The following is a 22241-nucleotide window of genomic DNA, read 5'->3' on the forward strand; positions in this document are numbered from 1 at the left end:
CCCGGGATCTGGCCCCGGCGGGTAAATGATCCTTGGACGTTAAAGCACTGAAAGGACCAGAACTATGGGCGATAACCGCATGCAACGATGAGTGGAATTCACCAATACTTTTCAAGGCTGGTAGCGCAACGCATCAACCACCAGAGAAAATGCCAGCGAGGCATGACGCCGGTTCGGGTAATACAGGTGATAGCCCGCGCACGGCTGACACCAATCGTCGAGCACAGCCACCAATCGGCCGTCTTCAATGAACGGTGCCGCCCGGTCTTCCGGCAGATAAGCCAGCCCAAGACCCGCCACTGCCGCATCCAGCCGCATGAAAATGCTGTTGAAGGTCAGTTGCCCTTCCACCCTAACCTTGACCTCGCGGCCATCCTTTTCGAAGTCCCAGACAAATAGTTCGCCATGGGTCGGAAAACGAATGTTGATGCAGTTGTGCCTGGCCAGGTCCTGCGGGACTTCAGGTCGCGAATGCCTGAGAAAATAATCCGGTGAACCCACGATGACCCAGCGCAGATCAGGACTGATCCGCACGGCAATCATGTCCTTGGCGACCCGTTCGCCCAGTCGCACGCCAATGTCGAAGCGCTCGGCGACGATATTGGTCAGGCCGGAATCGATATTGACCTCGACATTGATGTCCGGGTACTGCGGCAACAGTTTCTGCAACGCCGGGGCAATGATCGAGATGGCCGCGTGCTCACTGGCCGTAATGCGGATGGTGCCAGCGGGCGTTTCGCGTTGATCGCTCAACATCGCCAACTCCGAAGTGATCTCATCGAAGCGAGGCTTCAGCGTGCGCAGCAACCGCTCACCGGCCTCGGTCGGTGAAACACTGCGGGTAGTGCGCGTCAGCAAGCGCAACCCCAGCCGCGCTTCGAGATTGCGGATGGTATGGCTCAAGGCCGAAGGGCTGACACCCAGTCTGGCGGCAGCCTTGGTAAAACTGCGATCGGTCGCAACAGCGGCAAAGGCGAAGAGATCGTTGAAGTTTTCCTGCTGCATTCGGGGTTCCGTTTTCTGAGGCATCTGGAGTGCCGAAGCTGGCAAGTCCGTTCGATTAAAGCATCCGGGATTATCACGACTCACTGTTCCGACATCGGCTGTTCCACCATCGGCGTAAAGCTGGCGAAGGTCAGGCTTGCACAGGACTCAATCAACGCGCTAACGATCTCGGTCATCGGCTCACTGGAAAAATGCGCAGTCATTTCTGTCGCGCTGGACCAGTAGCCGCTCATGATCCACACATCGTCTCGACTGGAGCTACGAATCAACGAATAACCCAGACAGCCCTGCATGTGTTGAATACGTGCGACGCAGGTTTGCAGGTGTTGCTCAAGCTGTGAGTCAGCCTCGGGACTGGTCCGGATTTCCAGGGTGTTGACGGCAGTTATGCTCATGACTTTCGTTCCTGCGCCCGCTTAAGACGGGGTGGAAGTTAACCAGCAGGTAAGACCATGACTATAGGGCCATGTCTACTTACACTCTTGAGCCGGTTTCATTAATCCACAGCAACAGCGTTGCTCAAGATGCCTCCAGCCGTTGGCTCCAGGCTCTCGGTAAGGGTCTCATGGGAAAAAGCCTAACGTCATTCCAGACTGTAAAAAGCTACAGCCCTCATGGGATATGAGCTGTAGCCATGCCCGCAACGAACAATCAAAACAACCGGCTGCCGAAGGGATGATCTTTGGCGTCGCGTTGATCAGAGGTACTCACGCGCTGGTAAAACATCAAGTCAGCGGCCACCCGTGATGAGCGGGATACATTTTGCAATCATTGCAAGCAAGCATACCTCCTGCATTGAGGCGCATTTCTGTAGCCCCCGGTGTCCATGGCACCGCGCTGTCTCCCGGCAAACACAAGACTTGTAGGAGCTGCCGAAGGCTGCGATCGCGGTGTGTCAGGAGAAATGCTTCGCAGCCTTCGGCAACTCAAGCAGAAAATGCATTTCATCCAGTAGTTTGCATGTTGTTTGATGAGGGCTGCCGGAGGTCGTCGCCAGGCTAAAACCCCGCCGCGTGCCCATCCCGGCGGCTATCACTGGCCGCCACATAACCGTGGTCCGCATCCTCCGACAATCGCCAGATAAACTGCCCCGAACCGAAATCCATGTACGGGTCCTCCACCGACTTCAGGCGATGCCCCAAATCCCGCAAACCCTCCACCGTAGCGTTCGCCAGGGTGTCTTCCAGATCCACCGAAAAATCCCGATTCACCTTCCAGCGTGGTGCATCACAGGCGGCCTGAGGCTGCTGGTTGTAATCCAGCATTCGCACCAGCGTCTGCACATGCCCCTGCGGCTGCATGTCCCCGCCCATAACCCCGAAACTCATCTGCGGCTGGCCGTCTTTGGTCAGGAAAGCCGGAATAATCGTATGGAACGGCCGCTTGCCCGGTGCAACTACATTGGCCGACTTCGGATCACTGGAAAAACCAGCGCCACGGTTCTGCAAACTGATCCCGTACTCAGGCACCACAATCCCCGAACCAAAGCCCATGTAATTGGACTGAATGAACGAAATCATCATGCCGTTTTCATCCGCCGCGCTCAGGTACACCGTGCCCCCGCTGCGTGGCATGCCGAAGCCCGGATCACTGGCCTTATCCAGATTGATCAGCTTGGCGCGACTTTCCAGGTAAGCCTCATCGAGCATCTGCTCCGGCGTTACGTCCATGCTCTTGGGATCGGCCACATACTGATAGATATCGGCAAACGCCAGCTTCATGGCTTCAATCTGCAAATGCTGCGACTGTGCCGAATCCAGCGGCAGCGAGCCGACGTCGAAGCGCTCCAGAATCCCCAGCGCGATTAACGCCGCAATACCCTGCCCGTTTGGCGGGGTCTCATGCACGTCATAACCCCGGTAGGATTTCGAGATCGGCTTGACCCACTCCGGCTGATAGTTGCGCAAATCATCCAGCGTTAAAGAGCCGCCAGTCTGCCGGGCAAAACCCACAATGGCTTCAGCAATCTGGCCCTCATAAAACGCCCGACCACCTTGTTGGCCGAGCAGGCGCAAGGTCCGCGCGGCGTCCTTGAACACGAACTTCTCACCGATGCGCGGCGCCCGCCCGCCGGGCATGAAAGTCTCGGCAAAACCGGGCTGGGTATTCAGCAACGGCACAGCTCCCGACCATTTATGGGCTACGGTCGGCGCAAGCGTCACACCGCGCTCGGCAACCTGCGCAGCGGGCTCCAGAATGTCAGCAAATGGCAGCTTGCCGAAACGCTCATGCAAAGCAGCCCAGCCCGCCACAGCACCCGGCACCGTCACCGAATCCCAGCCACGTGCCGGGCGCTTGGCATGACCCGCGCCATCTTCGCCATAACGCCCGCGAAAGTGCTCCAGATCCCAGGCCTGCGGCGCCGGGCCGGAAGCGTTCAGGCCATGCAATTGTTCACCGTCCCAAAGGATTGCAAACGCGTCGCTGCCCAGCCCATTGGACACAGGCTCCACTACCGTGAGCATTGCGGCAGCGGCAATCGCTGCGTCTACCGCGTTACCGCCAGCAAGCAGAGTATTCAGCCCTGCCTGAGCGGCCAGCGGGTGAGACGTCGACACCACGTTGCGGGCGAACAACGGGATCCGGGTAGTCGGATAAGGGTTTTGCCAATCGAAAGCCATGAGCGCTCCTTGATTCAGTCTTTACGTTGTCGCCGGGCGGCGCCCGGCTCCCAGAAAATCACGCGATGCTGTAGGGCTCGCACGCTTTGCGCGCCGCACAGGCCGATCAGCGCCAGCAGGATCAGGCCGCTGAACATCGTTGCCATGTTCATGCTCACCGAGCTTGAGGCGATCAGGTAACCCAGCCCGCGTTGCGACGAGAGAAACTCGCCGACGACCGCACCGATCAGCGCCAGTGAGATACCGATCTGCAAACCGGCGAAGACTTCCCCCGCCGCTGCCGGAAACTTCACATGCAGCAGCAGATACAACCGCGATGCCGAAAACGCCCGGCAGGCGTCCAGCAACTCCGGGTCGGTACGGCGGATGCCATTCACCGTATTGACGAACAGCGGGAAGAAGCACACCAGAGTCACGAGGACGATCTTTGAAGCGATGCCAAAGCCGAACCAGACCAGGATGATCGGCCCCAGCGCAACTTTCGGCGTGGCCTGCAGGCCAATCAGCAGCGGGTAGACAAAGCGTTCGAAGGTTCGCGATTCAGCCAGTACTGCACCGAGAACAATGGCCAGTACCGAACCCAGCACATAACCACTCAACGTCTCAATGACGGTCGACGCAATGTGCGGCCACAAGGTCCCGTCAGCGAACCCGTTGGCCAGTGCGTGATAGACCGCCAACGGCGGTGGCAGCAGATAATCGGAAATTCCCAGCCAGCGTACGCTCTGCTCCCAGACCAGAATCAGCACTGCCAGACTGGTCAGTGGATACAAAAACGGCACTAATTTACGCATGGCTGAAGTGGCTCCGCAGGTGATGACACAGCGCGGCAAACTGCGGATCGTTGAGAGTATCCAGGGTTCGCGGGCGCGGCAGAGGAATCGTAAGCTCATCAATAATGGTGCCGGGTGACGGCGACATCACCAGCACCCGGTCGGCGAGAAACACCGCCTCCTGAATGCTGTGAGTGATGAACAGCACGGACTTGCGGTGTACGCTCCAGATACGTTGCAACTCCAGCGTCAGCGCCTCACGGGACATGGCATCCAGCGCCGCGAACGGCTCATCCATCAACAGCATCTGCGGATCGTGCAATAACATCCGGGCAATACCGACCCGTTGCTGCATGCCCCCGGACAGCTCGAACGGGTAGTCGTTGGCAAACGCCTGTAGACCCACCAGTTCCAGCAATTGCACCGCCCGCTCTCGGGATTCAGCCATGGGCAACCCGAGGGTTTTCGCGGGCAACAGCACGTTATCCATGACCGACTTCCACGGCAGCATATTGGGTTTCTGGAACACCACGCCGCTTTGCCGACTTGGCCCCTGTACCTCACGCCCCGCCAATTCGATGCGGCCGCTGGAAACGGGCAACAAACCCGCTGCAAGTTTCAGCAAGGTGGATTTGCCGCATCCCGATGGCCCCAGCAACGCGACAAACTCGCCATCAGCAACATTCAGGTCGATGTTGCTTAACGCCTGAATATGCCCGCGCCGGGTCTCATAGGTCAGCCCTACTTGCTGCAGGCTCAGTGCAGCACTCATCGCGCAGAACTCCTGGCAGCAACAGCCCGGTCCAGAAACGCCAGCACCCTGCCCCAGCTGTGCTGGTTGGCCAATGCGTTGGCCGCAGGCGTGCCGCCGCCACTGATCAACACCCTGGCCACCGGATGCAGGCGGGCAATCATCGTGGTCGGCACGTACGGGAAGCCAATGGCGTGTCCGGCGCCCTGATTGAGCACATGCTCAACAGGCCAGGCATGACCCCGTGCGTGCAGGTCTGCCTCGATTTCGGCGCTGTAGGCGGCTGAAGGCCAGAAACCATCATCGTCACCGGAGATCAGCAACAACGGGCCGTTGATGTTCTCCACCGGAATACGCGCCCTGGCAACGGACGGTGCATCCTGTTGCACCGCGACAAACGCCGGAGCTTGACGGATCGGCGCGCCAGCCGGCTCCGCCACGTCGAACGGGCGCCAGTCGACCCGCGGGTTGTTTTGCCAGACGTTGGTCAGCGGCTGTCCTTGCCAGGTCCAGGCATTCGCGTCCCGGGGTTGCTCCGGTCTACCGGCGCGCAGGGTACCGTGGACCACTGAACTCGGCACGTAGCCGATGACAGCACTGACCAATCCCGGAAAATACGACCCCAGCAGCAGCGCCAACTCAGCGCCCCGGGACAACCCTGCAACGGCAATAAAGCCGTCCTTGGGCTTGAGCGTATTGGCCACCCACTCCAGCGCCTGCTGAAAATACTCCAGCGGTGTGTCGCTGATGTGCTCGGGACGACCCGGCGCCTTGAAATAGCCCAGTGCCAACGCCGTATAGCCATGGGCAGCATAAAGCGCGGCCCGCTGTTGCGGTGTACCACCGCCCGAGCCGTTCAGCACAACCACTGCCGCTTGAGGCTGATCACCTTCAGGGAGAAACAGCGTGCCGCTGATTCCATCCTCTCTGATCTCGCGTCGTTGCACCCCGGCCGCCAGATAATACTGAGTAAACGCACCCGCGATTTGCTGCCCTTTGGCGTCAGTCAATTGCAGCTCGATACACTGCGCCGCAAGGCTTTCCTGCGACGGCACACGAGTGGGTGGCTTGACCTGTTGCATCGACCAGACCAGCGCCATCGCGTCCGCAGACAACCAATCGCCACTTTGCGGAGCGTCTTTGGCCAGATCAAGCTCGCCCTGCGCTCCGATCAGAAATCGCGCCTGACTCTCCCAGCGACTGCCGTCAGCTCCCTGTAACCAGACGCGCAAGCTGGCCTCGCCCGCCGACAGTCCGCTGAAACGAATATGCCGGGGTTGATCGATCAGCCCTTCATCAACGTCAATCCAGTACTGCAGGTTCATTTCGCCTCCTGAGCACGCTTGACCAGCCCGGCGCGATCAAAGTCACTGAACGCCGGGACAAACTCGTTGGAGAAGATCGTGTTCACAGGCACATCAGCTGTCGGGAATTCCCCGGTTTTGGCCATGGCCGAAATCGCATCTTTGATGATCTGCAGGTTGTATTCGCCGGGTACCCGCTCACTACCATCCGGGTGATGCAAGGTGTTACGCAAACGGCGAACCAACAGTTCCCGTGCATCCGCCAGGCCTTTGCCGTCGGCGTCTGCCGGTTTGCTTTCAGGGTGCTGACGCCAGAACGCCTGCACGCAATACGTCGGGTTGGCCTCACAGACCAGTTGCCCTTGGGTGTAAGCCCGACCAAAACGGCGGATCAGGTCAGGATTTTCCTTGAACGTGTCCACATGAACAACGAAGCCATTGCCGGGGTTTTCCTGGAACACCGGTGGGTAGGCGATCCGGCGGATCGGCGTGCCGGACAGCTCCAGCATGTCATCCCAACTGCTGTTGAAATTGAGCGCATCGACTCGCCCGGTTTTCAGCGCCTGGAAGCCTGCGCCCAAAGCACCGACCGCTACAAATTCGACATTCTTGCCCGGTTCCAGCCCGGCGATGCGCAACGCCGCACGGCTATTGGGCAAGGTGCCCCAAGTCAATGCGCCCACGCCGATCTGCTTGCCTTTGAGGTCAGCCAGCGACTTGATCGGCGAGTCGGCCAGCACCGCGTACTCCATGGTCTGGCTGGGTACGCCGTTGTAGAAATAGCGCACCGGCAACGGGTCTTTGCCGTTGAAGTAGCTGGAGATGATCGGCTCGGCGACCGGAAAGCCAAAGGTCACGCGTTTGCTTGCCAACTGAGGCAGCAAGGCACCCGCCCCCTGAAACACCACCACGTTGACCTTCAGCCCCTGCTCCTTGAACAGGCCCAGCTCCTCGGCGGCAGCATAGGCCGCACCGTCATGCACGGCAGGCGGAATCGCCAGCGCCACGGTTACATCATCCAGCGCCCAGGCTTGGGTGGCCGTAAACATCAAGGGCACAGACAGCGGCAGCAACAACTTTACAAGGGTCATGAGCGGTCCTTATTGAGTCAAAACTGATTGCGCCTGATCAATCAGGGCGCGACGGTCGATCTTGTTAGTCGTGGCGAGTGGTAGTGCGACAAGAAACCAGACCCGCCGCGGATGCTGGTAAGCAGCGGCGTGTTCCAGCACAAAACTTTTGAGCTGGTCTTCACTGGCTTTAAAACCTTCGCGCAGAACCACAAAGGCCACAGGTTTGTGGCCTTTTATGGCGTCTTCTACCGGCACCACGCAGGCCTGCTGTACCGCGGGATAACGCTCCAGCAATTTCTCGATTTCACTTGGGTAAATGTTCTCGCCGCCGCTAACAAACATGTCGTCACGGCGGCCGACAAAGGTGTAGAAACCTTGCGAGTCGCGGGCGAAAACGTCGCCGGTGATGTAATAACCGTCAGCGGTAAACGGCAGCGGCAGGTCCGGGCGATTGTGGTATCCGGTCATCAAACCGGGACTGAGCAGTTCCAGTACGCCCTGATCACCGAGCGCACCGGCTTCATCGCGCAATCGCAGCTGTACTTTTGGGTGAGCACAGCCCAAGGACATCGCCGGTGTAGGTAAGCCAGCCGGATGTGGCGCAAAGACCACAGGCCCGCCTTCGGTGGTGCCATAAGCATTGATGACTTTTGCTTCAGGCAACAGGCAGTGGATTTGCTCAAGCAGGCTGGCACTCACCGGCGCAGAACCCATGCGTACGACCCGCACAGACGACAGATCAGCCTCAGCCAGCAAGGTTTTTTCACTGAGCATCATGGCGATCATCGGCGGTACCGCGGTCAACCAGGTGCAGCGGTGACGCTGAACCGCGGCGATGTAACTCGCGGCGGTGAATTGCGGCAGCAGCACGGTCGTTGCGTGAGACGCCAGGCTGAGGAAAGCCAACGCCAAGGCATTCATGTGATAGAACGGTGCGGCAATCAATGGTTTTTCGTCGGCCAGGCGGGTCGCCTGCAAACGGGTTCGCACCACCCACAAATGCGCCGCATGGCTGAGCACCACGCCCTTGGGTTTGCCGGTGGAACCCGAGGTATAAAGAATCAGCGCGGGTTCATCTGCCAGTGGCGCGAATGCCTCGTACGGCCCCGGATTGGCGAAAGTATCAAGCCCCTCGGTACTCAACTCGATGTGCTCAAGCCCGACGGGTGCTGACGACAAACGACGCGGATCACAGAACAGCAACCGCGCACCGCTGTCGGCAATCACGTAATGCACCGTGGCATCAGGGAATTTGTAATTGACCGGCACCGCTACCAGCCCGGCACGCATGATGCCCAGCACCACCACCAGGTATTCCACGGAGTTGGCGGCCAACACGGCGACCCTGTCACCCTGAGCGAAATCTCGTGCCGCCAACGCACGGGCAACGCCATCGGCAAAGTCATCGAGTTCGCCGTAGGTGATGAATCTTTCTGCAGCCAGCCTCCCGGTAGGAGCGAACTTGTTCACGAGGCGTTGTGTCAGGCGCGCCGCCTCGCGAACAAGTTCGCTCCTATCGGTCGAGGCTGTATCGTCTATTCCAACAAACGCCACCCTTTCCCGGTCAGCCTGGCGGTCTATCAACCGGCCGAGGTTTTTGATGCCGTCGATCACGAGACAAACTCCAGCAAGGTTTCGAACTCGGCAATCTCGATCAGTACACGCTCCGCTTCGAGCCGATAGGGCAAACCGGCCTGCCCGACCAGGCGCGCCAGTTCGGCAGGATCAACGCAGCGCAGGGTAATCGCCGCAAAACGCTCGCCTCGTTGGCTCAATTGACTGGCGGACGCGCCATAGCGCTGCTCAAGGGTGACCTGATCAATAACGTCCAGTGCAAAGCCATCGCCCAGTTGCCCCAATGCGGCATAGCGCTCGCGTGCCGCTTCGGGCTCTGCGCTGAGCACCGTCAGTTTGACGATCGCGCTGACACCATTGGCATGCGTCAGCCACTGCGGCTGCCAGACGAGTTCGGGGGTTTCGTGATGGCAGTAGTAAACCCGCCCGGCGGCAAAGTGGTTGGCTTGCAGCCGCACGGTGGTGAAACGCGCCGTCAACTCCCGTCCCTGATGCTCCACGGCGCGGGAGAAGCGCTGCACCGGCTGCACCAGAAAACCGGCGCTGACCAGTTCACTGTGCGTGGCATGGGCGTTACGGGTACTCAGCACCAGACCGTCAATGCCCAGCGGGCTGTCAAGCACCTCCTGGCGTAACTTGCGCGTGCCCAGCGGCAAGCCGATGAGTTCGAGGTAACCGCCCGGGAACATCATCAAATGGTTGAGTGAACCCAGCGAGTGATAACCACGCGGCGTGAGGGTGAAACCCAGCGCAGCGAACACTTGAGCTGCGGTGTCAGTCTCGAAACGAGTATTGATGACCAGATGATCCAGAGCGGTTTGCATGATCAGGCCTTGGCAGCAGGAGTCGAATAAAGACCACGGCCACTGGCGACCAGATGCCCTTCACTATCGAACACCTGAGCCTCAGCCACCGAGAACTGCTTGCCAAACTTGATCACCCGGCCCGTGGCACGCAAATCGCCCTTGGCGGCACGGTGGTAATCGACACGCAGATCGACGGTCGGCACGCCTTTGCCGGTTTTCGAGACCAGCGCCCAGTCAGCCGTCAGATCGACCAATGCCGCGAGGATCCCGCCGTGGGTGTACCCCCCCTCGACGTTGACCACCCACTCTTCGCGCCATTTGGCGGTGAGTTCGATGCAGCCCTCGCCCACCTCGATCACTTCAAGGCCCAGCCATTGGTGGTAAGTCCCTTTGAGCAAACGGGCTTGAATATCGGCAGCGGTTGGCAATGTATCTGTCATGTTCAAATTCCTGGTTGTCTAGTTAGGGGAGATCCCACGCTTTCTCGCATCAAACGCTGGACCTGTAGGAGCTGCCGCAGGCTGCGATAGCGGTGTGGCAGGACGAATGTTTCGCAGCCTTCGGCAGCTCCTACAGAAGTTGCGTTTAAATCCAGCCGAGTCGCTGAATCCAGGGCAAACGAGCCCCGTGCCGCCGAATGGAAACCTCCGGCAGCGGTACAGCATTAAAAGGTTAAAAAGGGCTCAGGGCTTGACGACAACCTTGCCCAACACTTCACGGTCGCGGATCAGCGCCAAGCCTTCGGCAGCCTGTTCCAGAGGCAGAACGCGGTCGATCAGCGGATCGATCTTGCCCTCGGCAATCAGGTCCAGCAGGCCCACAAGGTTTTCCTCGTAGAAGCTGTTGGAGCCCTTGATGTTGAGCTCGAAGCTCCACACGTAACGCAAATCCTCGGCGGGATCGTGACCTGCAGTCGCGCCACAGACCAGTAAGGTGCCGCCGCGCTTCAGGCATTTGAGCGATGGCACCCAGGTGTCGCCGCCGGTGAAGTTGATCACCACATCAACGCCGCCTTCGTGAGTGCGGCGTTGTGGCTTGCCGTACTGGGCAATCGCCCACTTGGAGAAATCGGTCTCGCGATAATTGAGCACGTGATCGGCGCCGATTTCCTTGAGGCGCTCGCCCTTGGCGTCACTGCCCGCACAAGCGATCACCTCAGCGCCAAGCAGTTTGGCAAGAATCACGCTGGCCGTGCCCACACCGCCACTGGCCCCTAGAATCAACACACGGTCGCCAGGTTTTACGGTGTTGTGAGTGATCAACATGCGGTGCGCGGTGCCATAAGCCACCGGCAACGCCGCGGCCTGCTCGAAGCTCACTGCCGACGGCAGGCTGATTAACTGACGGGCATCCACCAGCGCATATTCAGCCATGCCGCCGTCAACCATTTCGCCCATCAGGCCGACATCGGGTTTCAACGGATTGACCAGTACACGGTCGCCAACGCTCCAGCCACTGACGCCCTCGCCGACCTCGGTGATGGTGCCTGCCAGATCCAGGCCGATGACCACCGGCAACGGCACTTTGATACCCGGCATGCCTTTGACGGTGAACACATCGTGGTAGTTAAAGGACGACGCGCCAACGCGGATTACGACGTGTCCCTGGGTGACTGCCGGTACCGGCTTGTCGCTTACCACGCGCAAACGGTCGAGGTCGCCGTGTGCATCGAGTACCAGGGCTTTCATGGTTTTGCTCACTGGGGATTTCTCCTGAGTCGTTGATGGATCTGGATTGATCACTTAAGGGTTTTGGAGTCGGCGTAAGGCTTGGTAGCGAACAGGTCATCCTTGAGCTCGCCCTTGACCAGGCCGCCTTCGATGAACACCTTGTGCTGCAATTTCAGGGTCTCGATGTCGGCAGGCTCGAAGGACACACGGTTCATGGCATTCCACAGGCCCACGTAAACTTTGGCGTCCCTGGTCGGCAGGTTGGCGCTCTTTTCCAGGATGCCGACGACTTCGTCAGGGTGGGCTGCGCCCCAGGCCAACGTGTCGCGCAGCGCGGCAATGACCCTGGCGACGGTCTCAGGATGCTCGTCCACCAATTTGGCGTTCACCGCACCGACGCCGATGTAAGGCACCGCGTCGGTTTTGGTCAGCTTCTTCCACTCATCCGCGAAGCTGCCCAGGCGTTTGACCTTCAGCTCGTCGTCCAACTGGTCGATGGTCAATGAGCGCAAGGCCGCACCGTCCACCTGCTTTTGCGAGAGGAACTGCGCCAGTCGAGATTCATTGCCGCCAATCAACGAAAAGTCCGTTGGCTGAATGCCGTAGTTGCCCGCCAGCACAGTGCCTGCAATCACCGCCACCGAGGAACCGGTGGGTGACATACCGATTTTCTTGCCCTTGAACTCGGCCACCGACTTGATCGGCGAATCCGCAGGCACTACAAATTGCACATCGGCCGGCTGAGTGGCGGCAAAGATTCTGATCGGCACGCCTTCGGCTGCGGCACTGAACACGCCTGCCACCGGCGCGCCAAATGCCAGGTCAATGGAGCCAGCCGCCAGTGCACGGATCGGCGCATTCACGTCCGGAAAATGCACAAAGGTCGCCTCGATACCGCGCTTGGCCAGGAAGTCCTTGGCCTCAAGCACCGAGCCATAGCCCAGGCTGACGCCGCTGGTCCAGTAGCCGATGCGGACGGCTTCGGCCGCCTGGCTGGAGAAAGAAACAAAAACAGTCGTCGCCAACGCTGCGGCGGCAAAAAGCTTGCGCATGGGTGCAGCTCCTGAAGGAATAATTCAAAGGGTTATTGATTGGAGGTTTTCCAGCGAAACAAACGCCGTTCGAGGGGTTTGAGCACGCCCGCCTCAAGTAGCAACATCAACGTGACCAGCAAGATCGTCCAGGCGAACACCTGATCGCTCTGCACCAGATCAGCCGCCTGACGCAGGCGGTAACCGATACCGTCAGACGCGCCGAGGGTCTCCGCGACCAGCGACACTCGCCAGCCGAAACCGAACGCCAGCCGGGCACCGGAAAAGAAGTACGGGAGGATGGTCGGCAAGTAGATCTTCAGCAGGATCTGGCCGCGGGACATGCGAAACGAGCGCGCCAGATCGATGTACTGGCGCTCCACGGTCTGCGCGCCCTGCCAGACATTGGTCAGGATCAATGGCATCGACGTCATGAACACCACAAAAACGGTGGTCGCATCGGAAATGCCGAACCAGATAATCGCGAAAATCGCCCAGATCGCTGAAGACACCGTGTTAAACACGGCGAGGATTGGCTCGAAGAATTGCGCCAGCGTGCGGCTTGAACCCAAGGCCAGTCCAAGCGGCGTACCGATCAGTGCCGCCAGAGCAAAACCACTGAACACCCGACCCATGGTCGCGCCTAGATCATGAGCGAAGGTCGCGCTGTGCCAGAGCGTATTCAGTGCGATGAAGACCTTTTCTGGCCCAGGCAACACGAAGGATGGAACGCGTCCGGCGGCATACCACCAGGCGACAGCAAACGCCGCCACTAACAGCAAACGCTGGGCAAAAAGAATCACAAACCGGTTGGCAAGCATGCTATTCATACCTTCAACCGCAGTTGACGAACCTGCTCGCTGACGTCCGCGGCGGTCGGCGTGCGTGGACGCGGCAAGTCAATCGCAACGATGTCCCGTACCCGGCCGGGTCTCGGTTCCAGAACCACCACGCGATCGGCCAGCACCACGGCTTCTTCCACGTCGTGGGTGACAAAGACGATGGTCATGCCCTTGAGCGCTTGCAGGCGCAGCAATTCATCATGCATCTGGCTGCGGGTTTGCGGATCGAGCTTGGAAAACGGCTCGTCCATCAATAACACACCGGGCTCCACCACCAGGCTGCGCGCCAGTGCCACGCGACTGCGCATCCCGCCCGACAGCTGATGCGGCCAAGCCTTGGCGAACGCCTCCAGCTCCACCAGTTTCAGCGCGGCATCGGCACGGACCAGGCGCTCGGCCTTGCTCAGACCCGATCCTTCCAGGCCAAAAACGACGTTGCTGCGCACTGTGCGCCAAGGCAGCAAGCGATCTTCCTGGAACATGTAGGCGACGCGGCGCCAGCCGTCGAAGTCTTCGGCGGCCAGGCCCTCCAGTTGCAGGCTACCCTGATCAGCCTTGAGCAGACCGGACAGGATATTCAACAGCGTACTTTTGCCGCAGCCGGAGGTGCCCAACAAGGCGAGAATTTCGCCCTGAGCGACTTGTACCGAGATATCGCGCAGCACTTCCAGCTCGCCAAAGTATTTGGAGATGCCTTGCAGGCTCAGCGCCGGCGCCGTAAGCGGAAAAACGGCGTGCGCGGTCATCGGGCAAACCTCGCGGCAAGCATCGGCAGTGATGCGCCGGATTCACTGAGGCTGTCGTAAACCTTCTCCAGCGTCATGGCCTGAAAGGTTTCTATGTGGCGGCGGGCAATCAGCTCGGCCCGCTTGCCATCGCCTTCTTCGAAGGCGTTGATCATGGCGTTGTGATCGTGCTTGATCTCGGGTTTGGTGCCTTGCACGTTGAAACCCAGCGCCACCAGACGGGTCATTTCATCCATCAGGCCGGACAAGGTACGCACCAGTCGTTCATTGCCCGAGGCTTCGATGATCGCCATGTGGAACGCCTTGTTAGCGTCCATGAACACGTCAATCTGCTCCGACAGCGGCACCAGATGGCGAACTCGGCAAGCTGCTTCGAGGGCCCGTAGCTGTTCGAGATCAACACGGCCGACCGCCAGTCGTGCGGCCATGGGTTCGAGCTGCACCCGCAGGGCGAAGATTTCTTCGACGTCTTTCAAGGTGATCGGTGCGACCTGATAACCCTTGCGCGGAATCGAGCGCAGCAGGTTTTCATGGCACAAACGGGTCAGCGCGATGCGGCAGCTGCTTTTACCGATGCCGTAGTCCGCCATCAGGTCAGGCTCGGTGATTTTCGTGCCTGGCATCAACCGGCAGGAAAGAATGTCGCGACGGATGCGGCCATAGGCATCATCGCCAAAACTGGCGACCTCGGGTCTGGCAAACGGCGTGGCGGGAGTAGTCATCTAGCGGCTCGATCCAGTCTGTGAGCAGCTCACAGACTGATTCTGTGAGGCTTACCAAGGGCCACTACGCTAATCTAAAACTTCATAAATACGAACGAACGCTTTCGGCTAAGAATATGCATCGGGAGCATAACGTGGGCTGCTCACAGCACTGAAAGAAACCTCAAATTCCGCGGAATGCCCCAGCGGTAGGTGCGAACTTGTTCGCGAGCAATTGGGCTGGCGCTAATCTTTGGGGTTCACAGAATCTCTCGCGAACAAGTTCGCTCCTACCAAGGTGACGCGAGATGAACCGCTGGCAGGAGCGAACTTGTTTGCGAGAGGGACAACGCGGTTTGTCTGATAGACCGCGGAGCCTGCATCGCGAGCAAGCTCGGCTCCCACAAGGCTCATCACAGCCATTACCGCCTTCGCTCAAATCGCAATCCGGCGCAGCACCAGGGCCCGGGAGAACTCGTCGAGCAGGTCCAGATAACGCCTGCCGGGGACGTCCGCGAGCAAACCACGGGTGTAGGGATGGGCCGGTGATTCGAATACCTGCTCGGTATCGCCCCGCTCCACCACCCTGCCTGCCTGCATCACAACCACCTGATCGGAGATCTGTCGCACCACCGCCAGATCATGGGAAATGAACAGGTAACTCAACCCCAGTCGCTGCTGCAGATCAGCCAGCAGCGCCAATATCTGCGTCTGCACCGAGGCATCCAGTGCAGAAAGTGGCTCGTCCAGCACCACCAACTCTGGCTCAAGTGCCAGCGCACGGGCGATGGCGACACGTTGCCGTTGACCACCCGAAAGCTGCCCCGGTCGGCAATGCAACAAACGGGGCGGCAGCTCCACCTGTTCCAGCAGTTGCGCAGCGCGTGCCGAACGCCAGGCTTTGTCGCCGATAGCATAAGCCTGCAACGGCTCGGTAATGATTTGCTCCAGGGTAAAACCGGGGTCCAGCGACGCATAAGGGTTCTGGTAAACCACCTGAATCCTGCGGCGCAACGCCTGCCAGTCGCGGCGTGTGTATTGGCTGATTTCCGCTCCGTCAAACAGCACACGCCCGCTGTCCAGTTTTTCCAGGCCCAGGATCAATCGAGCCGTGGTGGACTTACCTGACCCCGACTCCCCCACCAGGCTGGTGGTACCCCGGCGCAACAGCGTAAACGACACATCATCCACGGCTGGCAGACCCGGGTTACGCCAGCTGGAAAAATCCTTGCCCAACCGCTCGACCACCAGCAATGGCCGCTCGTTGTCGAAAGCAGCACGGCGGCGTTCGGACACCACCGGCTGGGCCGCAGCCGACAGCACCGGAACGGTTTTCAGCAGTTGTCGGGTGTATGCGTGCTGCGGTCGCTGGAACATCTGCCGGGTGTCACCACTTTCGACGACGCGGCCACGGTACATCACCAACACCCGGTCAGCCCGATCCAGCGCAACCCCCAGATCATGGGTGATCAGCAGCACCGCTGTGCCGCGCTCTCGGGCCAGTTCCTGCAAACGGTCGAGAATCTGCCGCTGCACCCCGACGTCCAGCGCACTGGTCGGTTCGTCGGCAATGATCAGCGCCGGATTGTTCGCCAACGCAATCGCGATCAATACCCGCTGACGCATGCCCCCGGACAGCTGATGCGGGAAGCTGCGCTGCACTCGCTCAATGTTCTTCAGGCCGACTTCTTCCAGCAATCGGCTGGTACGCAGCCTGGCAGCGGCCCTCGGCACGCCATGAATCGTCATGGCTTCCTGCAACTGAGCGCCAATGCGCTTGACAGGGTCCAGCGACAGACCAGGGTCCTGCGGCACAAAGCCCAGCACATTGCCGCGTAAGTTGCGCCATTGCTTTTCGCTGGCGGCGACCTGCTCCGTACCGTTAAGCAGGATGCTTCCGGATTCGATCCGGCCATTACCCGCCAACAACCCGACCAATGCCGCCGCCGTGGTGGACTTGCCGGAGCCGGACTCACCCACCACGGCCAGAATCTCACCGGGGTACAGGGCGAAGCTGATCTGACTGACACCATCCACCCGGCCTTCACGGGTCTGATAACCAATGCTCAGGTCGCTGACCTGTAAAACAGCGTTTGCGGTACTCATGACTTGCTTCCCTGTAGATCCTGGACCGCGCGTGCGAGCTGATTGGCCGCCAGCACCACCGATGCAACCACCAGCCCCGGCAAGGTGGTGTACCACCAGGCGGCGACCATGTAGTTACGCCCCTCGGAAATCAGCAGGCCCCATTCCGGTTGCGGCGGAGGTGCGCCAAAACCGAGGAAGCTCAGGGCAGAAACGGCCAGCACTGCGCTGCCGAACTCCAGTGCAGCTAACGCCAGCACCGGGCCTGCGGCATGCACGAGAATATGCCGACGGATGATGGTCCATGGCCCCACACCACAGGACACAGCTGCTTCGACGAACACCGAAGTACGCCAACGCAATACTTCACCGCGTACCAATCGGGCAAAGGTCGCCACGGACGACAGTCCCACCGCCAGCGCAATGTTCAGGGTGCCAAAGCCCAGCACCGTGATGATTGCCATCGCGAGTAACAGCGATGGAATCGCCATCAACACTTCCACCACACGCATCAGAAACGCATCCACCAGACCGCCGAAGTAGCCGGCAATAACGCCCAGCAGGATGCCTACCAGCAAGGCGATCGCCACCGCCAGCGCCGTGGCCTGCAACGAAATCGCCGAGCCGTGAACCGCGCGGCTGTACAGGTCACGACCCAGTTGGTCGGTACCAAACCAGTGCCGGGCGCCTGGACTTTGCAACGCTTCGCTGGGTACGCCCGACAAGGGGTCGTAATGGCTGAATGCAGTCGGCCAAAGCGCCCAGGCCAGCGCGGTTAACAGCACCGCAATACCCAGCGGCAGTAACGGCCTGCTGAGCAGCAGCGCAGCGAGCGTTCGGCTCCAGTGCGGCCGGGTGATCGGCGCACTGGCGAGGCTGTTCAGTGCCAAATCGTCATTGAGTACGTTGCTCATTTGCCGCTCCTTCCCTGAATACGCGGATCAAGCAATGGGTACAGCACGTCCACCAGCAAGTTGACGCTGATGAAGATCAACGCTGCCAACACCACCACGCCTTGCACCAGCGGGATGTCCTGACCGCTGACAGCGCCTTGAGCCAGTCGCCCGACACCTTCACGTGAGAACACCGTTTCAGTCACCACCGAACCGGCCAGCAGGTTACCGACAATGACCCCGGACAGACTCAACAGCGGAATGGCGGCGTTATGCAGCAAATGCACGAACAGCAAGCGACGCGGACTCAGCCCCTTGGCAATCAGCACTTCGACAAAGGGTTGCGCACGCACCGCCTGCAACGAGCGCGTCAGTACCTGGGCAATCACTGCCGCAGTGGGGATAGCGAGCGTCAGCGCGGGCAAGACCAAGGCACTGAAGCCCTGATTGCCCATGGCCGGGAACCAGTGCCACGAGAACGAAAAACCCTGCAACAAGAGCAATCCGATCCAGAATGTGGGCAATGAGACCGCCACCGAAGGGATGCCCAGCAGTGCATTACGCAACCAGTCACGCTTGACCAGACTGGCCGTCAACGCCAGCGCAATGCCGGCCAGCAAGGCAAAGCCCAGCGCCAGAAAGGTCAGCGCAGCCGTGGCTGGCAATGCCTGAGCCAAGGCCTGCACCACCGGTTCACCACTCTGTATCGAGTGACCGAAATCCAGCTGAAGCGCCTTCCACAGGGCAATGCCGTATTGCACAGGCAAGGGCTGATCCAGATGGTATTCAGCGCGCAAGGCATCGACTTGCAATTGGTCGACGGCTGAAGGTTCGCCCTGTTGATTGAGCATGATGCTCACCGGGTCGCTGGGTAGCGCGTACAAAATCACAAACGACACGCTGAACGCAGCCCACAGCACCAGCAACGCCTGGCCAATGCGGCTGAGCAGATAGATCGATGCCTGCCTGAGCGGAAAGCGGGTCGCCACTTCGTTGCCGGGGGTGATCAATAAACTGTTGCTCATGGCGCTCTCCTTTCACGCGACACATATCCATCTGAACGCCCGCGTTCATGTGGGAGCGAATTCATTCGCGAAGAGGCCGTACCAGTCACCACATCTTCAGCGCCAGCAACAGCGCCTTCCCGGATGAATCCGGTCCCACAGGGTTTTGCGTCTGCAGTTAGATAGCGTTGTCTCGGGAACATATCGGAACTCCTACCGCTGCAACCACGTATCGAAAAACTGCAACCGCGATGACGCTTCATAATGCAGCCCTTGCACCTGTTTGCCGTGGGCCAGCACCGATGACAGTTCGATCAACGGGATTGCATGCCCTTCACGCAAGAGGATCTCGCTGGCCTGATCAGTCAGTTTCTGGCGTTGGGCGTTGTCCAGCGTGGCTGCGGCCTGCTGCAAGAGCTGATCAACCGGTGCAGGTTGGCGACGGTTGTAATTGCGGCCGTTCACCTCATACACCGTCCGCACCACGTCCGGATCGGCGCGGGTCAGGTTGAAGAATGTCAGGTGCATGTCACCGGCAGACTGCAAGGCAGCGATTTGGCTGATAGTGGATTTGTTCAGGCGCAAGTCTATGCCGACCAGCCGTAACTGCTGCTGTACCAACTCCAGAATCGGCGCGTTTTGCCAGTAACTGAGTTGCAGGGCCAGGCGCTTGCCGTCACGGCTACGGATGCCGTCAGCGCCGACCTTCCAGCCCGCCTCTTCGAGCAGCTGTTTTGCGCCCTCCGGGTCGTATTTCAACAAAGAAGAAAAATCGCGATAAAACGGCGTACTACTTGCCAGCAAGGCTGTTGCCGGTTTTTGGAAGCGGGAAATGATGCTGCGCAACTGCTCGCGATCAATCGCTTTGATCAGGGCCTGACGGACCTTTATATCGCTGTACAACGGGTCGGTTTCATCCGGCGTCAGGTTGTACACCACGCCCGGATTGGCCCGGGTCAACAACGACATACCCTGGTTTTCCAGGACCGTTTCGTTCTGCGGCACCACAGCAGTGTCGACGTCGATCTGGCCTGACAACAGACTGCCCAGGCGCACGCCGGACTCCGGTACGATGACAAATTCAATCCCGTCCAGCCAGGCTTTGCCTTTGTGCGTCGCCAGGGACGATTCCCCGGAATACGCTTCATGACGTGCAAGCACCACCTTCTGGTTATGCACGAAAGATTTGATCACAAACGGTCCGCTGCCAATCAGGTTGCCCTGGCAACGCTCGGCAGGAGGCAAAGCCAGCGTCGCCGGCGCCAACAGCCCCAGACTCATGGTAGAAGTGGCTTGCAGGAACTGGGCGTTGGACTGCCCGAACTCGATGACGACGGTGTTCTGGTCAGGCGTCTCGATGTTTTTCAGGCCTGCCAGATAGGTCGAACCCAGTACCGAGCGCGCTCCCAGCGCCACGATGTTTTCGAAATTGGCTTTCACCGACGCTGCATTCAGCGCACTGCCGTCACTGAACTTGACGCCTTCGCGCAGGTGAAAGGTGAAACGTCGTGATTCGCCATCCACTTCCCAGCGGCTGGCCAGCCAAGGCACGATTTCACCGGTTTTCGGGTCCTGATCAGTCAGTGAATCAACCACCTGCCGACCCACGTTGAGCGCGGTGTTGTTACCCGCCTGCTGCGGATCGATGCAGTTGGGGTCGCCGTCCAGCGCGACTTTGAGAATGCCGCCAGCAACCGGGCTGGCGGTGGTATTGGTGATCGGCGAATTGGACTCATCGCCGCACCCGGCGAGGGTTACAGCGACGAAGAGCAAGGCCAGTCGAGCGCCGGTGGCAAGTTTTAACGAAGTACTCAAGATCATAAGGAACAACTTTCTCTGAAGTCTGGCTCGGACCCTGTGGGAGCTGGGCTCTAACAGGGCAATGCGATCTTTTGTGGGAGCGGTGCTTGGTCTGGGCGGCATTCCGACGATAAGGACGCCTCGGTATACCTTCGAACCACAGCGTTCCTATCGCGGGCAGCCCCGCTCCCAGAAGATCCAATTGATTCTGCAGGTCTCAGCGCGCATGCCGATTCGCGACATACGGCAAGCCGAGGTTTTCCCGCAGGCTTTTGCCCTGGTATTCACGCTGGAACAGGCCGCGACGTTGCAGTTCGGGCACGACGCCTTCGGCAAAATCACTGATGCTTTCATGCAGGCCGCTGAACATCACATTGAAACCGTCTGCTGCTCCCGCTTCGAACCATTGCTGGAAGTCGTCGGCAATACTTTCAGGCGTCCCGATCAAAATGCGGTGCCCGCCCGATGTCAGCTTGTTGAACAGCTGCCGCACCGTCGGCCGCTCACGGCGAATCAGATCGAAGACCAGCTTCTGGCGACTCTTATGGGTGTTGGTGTCGAACTGTTCCGGCGGTAACGGCACCACTTCGTCGAAGGGCAATTCGGAGAGATCAAACCCGAGGCTGGTAAACCGCGAAATGGTGCGCAGGAAGGTCTTGGCATCAAGCAACTCCTGCAAACGGTCGTACTTGGCCTGAGCCTCGGCCTGGGTGCGCCCCACCACCGGCGAGACACCCGGCAGCACTTTCAGGTGATCGGGATTACGCCCCAACGCGGCCGCACGTTGCTTGATTTCGGTGTAGAACGCCTGGCCCTGCTCCACCGTATGTTGCGCCGTGAACACTAGCTCCCCCGCCCTCGACGCCAAGGCACGACCGGCATCTGAGGAGCCCGCCTGGGCAATCACCGGATAACCCTGAATGGGCCGCGCTGCGTTCAGCGGGCCTTTGACCTGGAACGATTTGCCGTGGTGATCGAGCACGTGCATTTTTTCCACGTCTAGCCAGGTGCCGCTGGCCTTGTCCTGCACAAAAGCGTCATCTTCCCAGCTGTCCCAGAGGCCGGTGACCACGTCATAAAACTCTTCGGCGCGCTCATAACGGTCGGCGTGCTGAACGTGAGCATCCAGGTTGAAGTTCTCGCCGCCGCCCAGCGATGTGACCAGATTCCAGCCTGCCCGGCCGCCACTCAGATGGTCGATGTTGGCCAGCTTGCGGGCAATGTTGTACGGCTCGTTATAGGTGGTACTCGCGGTGCCGATCAGGCCGATGTCGCGGGTGACCAGCGCCAGCGCCGGCATCAGCACCAATGGGTCCCAGCGCACGCTGTTCGGGCCACGCGCCAACGCATCCAGGTCCAGATCGACGTTCAGGCTGTCATTGAAAAACAGCGTGTGGAAACGCGCTTTTTCAAGGGTCTCGGCGATCCAGCGAAAGTGATCGAAATCCTTGAATGAGTCCGCGGCAGCCTGCGGATGACGCCAGCTGGAGCCTAAAATCCCGGCGCTGGGAATAAACGCGCCAAGGATGATCTGTGGTTTTGCAGTGCTCATACTTGATGC

Annotated in this window: 20 protein-coding genes; all 20 read right to left on the reverse strand. The window is 59.7% G+C overall.

From position 1 onward, the window contains the following. Positions 1-111 precede the first annotated feature (111 nt). The 20 genes from K3169_RS17285 to K3169_RS17380 all read right to left on the reverse strand — a co-directional run bounded on the left by K3169_RS17285 (position 112) and on the right by K3169_RS17380 (position 22232). Positions 112-1005: a LysR family transcriptional regulator gene (locus tag K3169_RS17285; RefSeq protein ID WP_122704076.1), complete on the reverse strand. Its 894-nt coding sequence runs from the start codon at positions 1003-1005 to the stop codon at positions 112-114. An 80-nt stretch (positions 1006-1085) separates the two neighbouring features. Further along, complete coding sequence (locus K3169_RS17290; protein ID WP_263267236.1) at positions 1086-1400, reverse strand: antibiotic biosynthesis monooxygenase family protein; 315 nt, start codon at positions 1398-1400, stop codon at positions 1086-1088. A gap of 603 nt (positions 1401-2003) precedes the next feature. After that, positions 2004-3626 carry a gamma-glutamyltransferase gene (gene ggt, locus K3169_RS17295; RefSeq protein WP_263267237.1) on the reverse strand — a complete coding sequence of 541 codons (1623 nt, stop codon included), beginning with the start codon at positions 3624-3626 and terminating at the stop codon, positions 2004-2006. Positions 3627-3640: 14 nt separating this feature from the next. After that, positions 3641-4420: an ABC transporter permease gene (locus K3169_RS17300; RefSeq protein ID WP_122397759.1), complete on the reverse strand. Its 780-nt coding sequence runs from the start codon at positions 4418-4420 to the stop codon at positions 3641-3643. Continuing rightward, a complete protein-coding gene (locus K3169_RS17305; protein ID WP_122397758.1) occupies positions 4413-5171 on the reverse strand; it encodes an ABC transporter ATP-binding protein in 759 nt (252 codons plus the stop codon). The genes K3169_RS17300 and K3169_RS17305 overlap by 8 nt, the downstream gene beginning before the upstream one ends. Next, positions 5168-6475, reverse strand: coding sequence for an acyl-CoA thioesterase/bile acid-CoA:amino acid N-acyltransferase family protein (locus K3169_RS17310; RefSeq protein ID WP_122704068.1), 1308 nt, complete (start codon positions 6473-6475; stop codon positions 5168-5170). Before K3169_RS17310 ends, K3169_RS17305 begins: the two co-directional genes overlap by 4 nt. After that, positions 6472-7545, reverse strand: coding sequence for an ABC transporter substrate-binding protein (locus tag K3169_RS17315; RefSeq protein ID WP_263267238.1), 1074 nt, complete (start codon positions 7543-7545; stop codon positions 6472-6474). Before K3169_RS17315 ends, K3169_RS17310 begins: the two co-directional genes overlap by 4 nt. 9 nt (positions 7546-7554) lie before the next feature. Continuing rightward, a complete protein-coding gene (locus K3169_RS17320) occupies positions 7555-9141 on the reverse strand; it encodes a class I adenylate-forming enzyme family protein (protein WP_263267239.1) in 1587 nt (528 codons plus the stop codon). Beyond that, positions 9138-9926 (reverse strand): VOC family protein, encoded by a 789-nt coding sequence (locus K3169_RS17325; protein ID WP_263267240.1) that lies wholly within the window; start codon positions 9924-9926, stop codon positions 9138-9140. Before K3169_RS17325 ends, K3169_RS17320 begins: the two co-directional genes overlap by 4 nt. A gap of 2 nt (positions 9927-9928) precedes the next feature. Next, positions 9929-10348: a PaaI family thioesterase gene (locus K3169_RS17330; RefSeq protein ID WP_122704062.1), complete on the reverse strand. Its 420-nt coding sequence runs from the start codon at positions 10346-10348 to the stop codon at positions 9929-9931. 243 nt (positions 10349-10591) lie between these two features. Continuing rightward, positions 10592-11608 (reverse strand): zinc-binding dehydrogenase, encoded by a 1017-nt coding sequence (locus K3169_RS17335; RefSeq protein ID WP_122704060.1) that lies wholly within the window; start codon positions 11606-11608, stop codon positions 10592-10594. Positions 11609-11646: 38 nt separating this feature from the next. Beyond that, positions 11647-12630 carry an ABC transporter substrate-binding protein gene (locus tag K3169_RS17340; protein WP_231665841.1) on the reverse strand — a complete coding sequence of 328 codons (984 nt, stop codon included), beginning with the start codon at positions 12628-12630 and terminating at the stop codon, positions 11647-11649. Positions 12631-12662: 32 nt separating this feature from the next. Continuing rightward, entirely contained in the window at positions 12663-13439 is a 777-nt protein-coding gene (locus tag K3169_RS17345) for an ABC transporter permease (RefSeq protein ID WP_164706029.1), read from the reverse strand. Further along, the gene (locus K3169_RS17350) at positions 13436-14197 is read right to left on the reverse strand and encodes an ABC transporter ATP-binding protein (RefSeq protein WP_122397751.1); all 762 of its coding nucleotides are present in this window, start codon (positions 14195-14197) and stop codon (positions 13436-13438) included. Before K3169_RS17350 ends, K3169_RS17345 begins: the two co-directional genes overlap by 4 nt. Next, positions 14194-14919, reverse strand: a complete 726-nt coding sequence (locus K3169_RS17355; protein ID WP_122397750.1) for a GntR family transcriptional regulator — start codon at positions 14917-14919, stop codon at positions 14194-14196. Before K3169_RS17355 ends, K3169_RS17350 begins: the two co-directional genes overlap by 4 nt. Before the next feature lie 414 nt (positions 14920-15333). Continuing rightward, on the reverse strand, positions 15334-17004 hold the full coding sequence (locus K3169_RS17360) for a dipeptide ABC transporter ATP-binding protein (protein ID WP_263267241.1): 1671 nt from the start codon (positions 17002-17004) through the stop codon (positions 15334-15336). After that, positions 17001-17897 (reverse strand): ABC transporter permease, encoded by an 897-nt coding sequence (locus K3169_RS17365; RefSeq protein WP_122397747.1) that lies wholly within the window; start codon positions 17895-17897, stop codon positions 17001-17003. The genes K3169_RS17360 and K3169_RS17365 overlap by 4 nt, the downstream gene beginning before the upstream one ends. After that, positions 17894-18901: an ABC transporter permease gene (locus K3169_RS17370; protein ID WP_122704054.1), complete on the reverse strand. Its 1008-nt coding sequence runs from the start codon at positions 18899-18901 to the stop codon at positions 17894-17896. The genes K3169_RS17365 and K3169_RS17370 overlap by 4 nt, the downstream gene beginning before the upstream one ends. Positions 18902-19093: 192 nt before the next feature. Further along, on the reverse strand, positions 19094-20701 hold the full coding sequence (locus K3169_RS17375) for an ABC transporter substrate-binding protein (protein WP_263267242.1): 1608 nt from the start codon (positions 20699-20701) through the stop codon (positions 19094-19096). A 196-nt stretch (positions 20702-20897) separates the two neighbouring features. Beyond that, positions 20898-22232 carry an LLM class flavin-dependent oxidoreductase gene (locus K3169_RS17380; RefSeq protein WP_122397744.1) on the reverse strand — a complete coding sequence of 445 codons (1335 nt, stop codon included), beginning with the start codon at positions 22230-22232 and terminating at the stop codon, positions 20898-20900. Between the last annotated feature and the right edge of the window lie 9 nt (positions 22233-22241).

This window comes from Pseudomonas phytophila, from assembly GCF_025643095.1.
Taxonomy (GTDB): Bacteria; Pseudomonadota; Gammaproteobacteria; order Pseudomonadales; family Pseudomonadaceae; genus Aquipseudomonas; species Aquipseudomonas quasicaspiana.

Coding starts and splice junctions, on each gene's coding strand:
- K3169_RS17325 (WP_263267240.1), bottom strand. CDS start 9,926: ATGCAAACCGCTCTGGATCATCTGGTCATCAATACTCGTTTCGAGACT.
- K3169_RS17330 (WP_122704062.1), bottom strand. CDS start 10,348: ATGACAGATACATTGCCAACCGCTGCCGATATTCAAGCCCGTTTGCTC.
- K3169_RS17375 (WP_263267242.1), bottom strand. CDS start 20,701: ATGATCTTGAGTACTTCGTTAAAACTTGCCACCGGCGCTCGACTGGCC.
- K3169_RS17300 (WP_122397759.1), bottom strand. CDS start 4,420: ATGCGTAAATTAGTGCCGTTTTTGTATCCACTGACCAGTCTGGCAGTG.
- K3169_RS17355 (WP_122397750.1), bottom strand. CDS start 14,919: ATGACTACTCCCGCCACGCCGTTTGCCAGACCCGAGGTCGCCAGTTTT.
- K3169_RS17350 (WP_122397751.1), bottom strand. CDS start 14,197: ATGACCGCGCACGCCGTTTTTCCGCTTACGGCGCCGGCGCTGAGCCTG.
- K3169_RS17310 (WP_122704068.1), bottom strand. CDS start 6,475: ATGAACCTGCAGTACTGGATTGACGTTGATGAAGGGCTGATCGATCAA.
- K3169_RS17290 (WP_263267236.1), bottom strand. CDS start 1,400: ATGAGCATAACTGCCGTCAACACCCTGGAAATCCGGACCAGTCCCGAG.
- K3169_RS17360 (WP_263267241.1), bottom strand. CDS start 17,004: ATGAGTACCGCAAACGCTGTTTTACAGGTCAGCGACCTGAGCATTGGT.
- K3169_RS17305 (WP_122397758.1), bottom strand. CDS start 5,171: ATGAGTGCTGCACTGAGCCTGCAGCAAGTAGGGCTGACCTATGAGACC.
- K3169_RS17285 (WP_122704076.1), bottom strand. CDS start 1,005: ATGCAGCAGGAAAACTTCAACGATCTCTTCGCCTTTGCCGCTGTTGCG.
- K3169_RS17365 (WP_122397747.1), bottom strand. CDS start 17,897: ATGAGCAACGTACTCAATGACGATTTGGCACTGAACAGCCTCGCCAGT.
- K3169_RS17370 (WP_122704054.1), bottom strand. CDS start 18,901: ATGAGCAACAGTTTATTGATCACCCCCGGCAACGAAGTGGCGACCCGC.
- K3169_RS17380 (WP_122397744.1), bottom strand. CDS start 22,232: ATGAGCACTGCAAAACCACAGATCATCCTTGGCGCGTTTATTCCCAGC.
- ggt (WP_263267237.1), bottom strand. CDS start 3,626: ATGGCTTTCGATTGGCAAAACCCTTATCCGACTACCCGGATCCCGTTG.
- K3169_RS17345 (WP_164706029.1), bottom strand. CDS start 13,439: ATGAATAGCATGCTTGCCAACCGGTTTGTGATTCTTTTTGCCCAGCGT.
- K3169_RS17315 (WP_263267238.1), bottom strand. CDS start 7,545: ATGACCCTTGTAAAGTTGTTGCTGCCGCTGTCTGTGCCCTTGATGTTT.
- K3169_RS17340 (WP_231665841.1), bottom strand. CDS start 12,630: ATGCGCAAGCTTTTTGCCGCCGCAGCGTTGGCGACGACTGTTTTTGTT.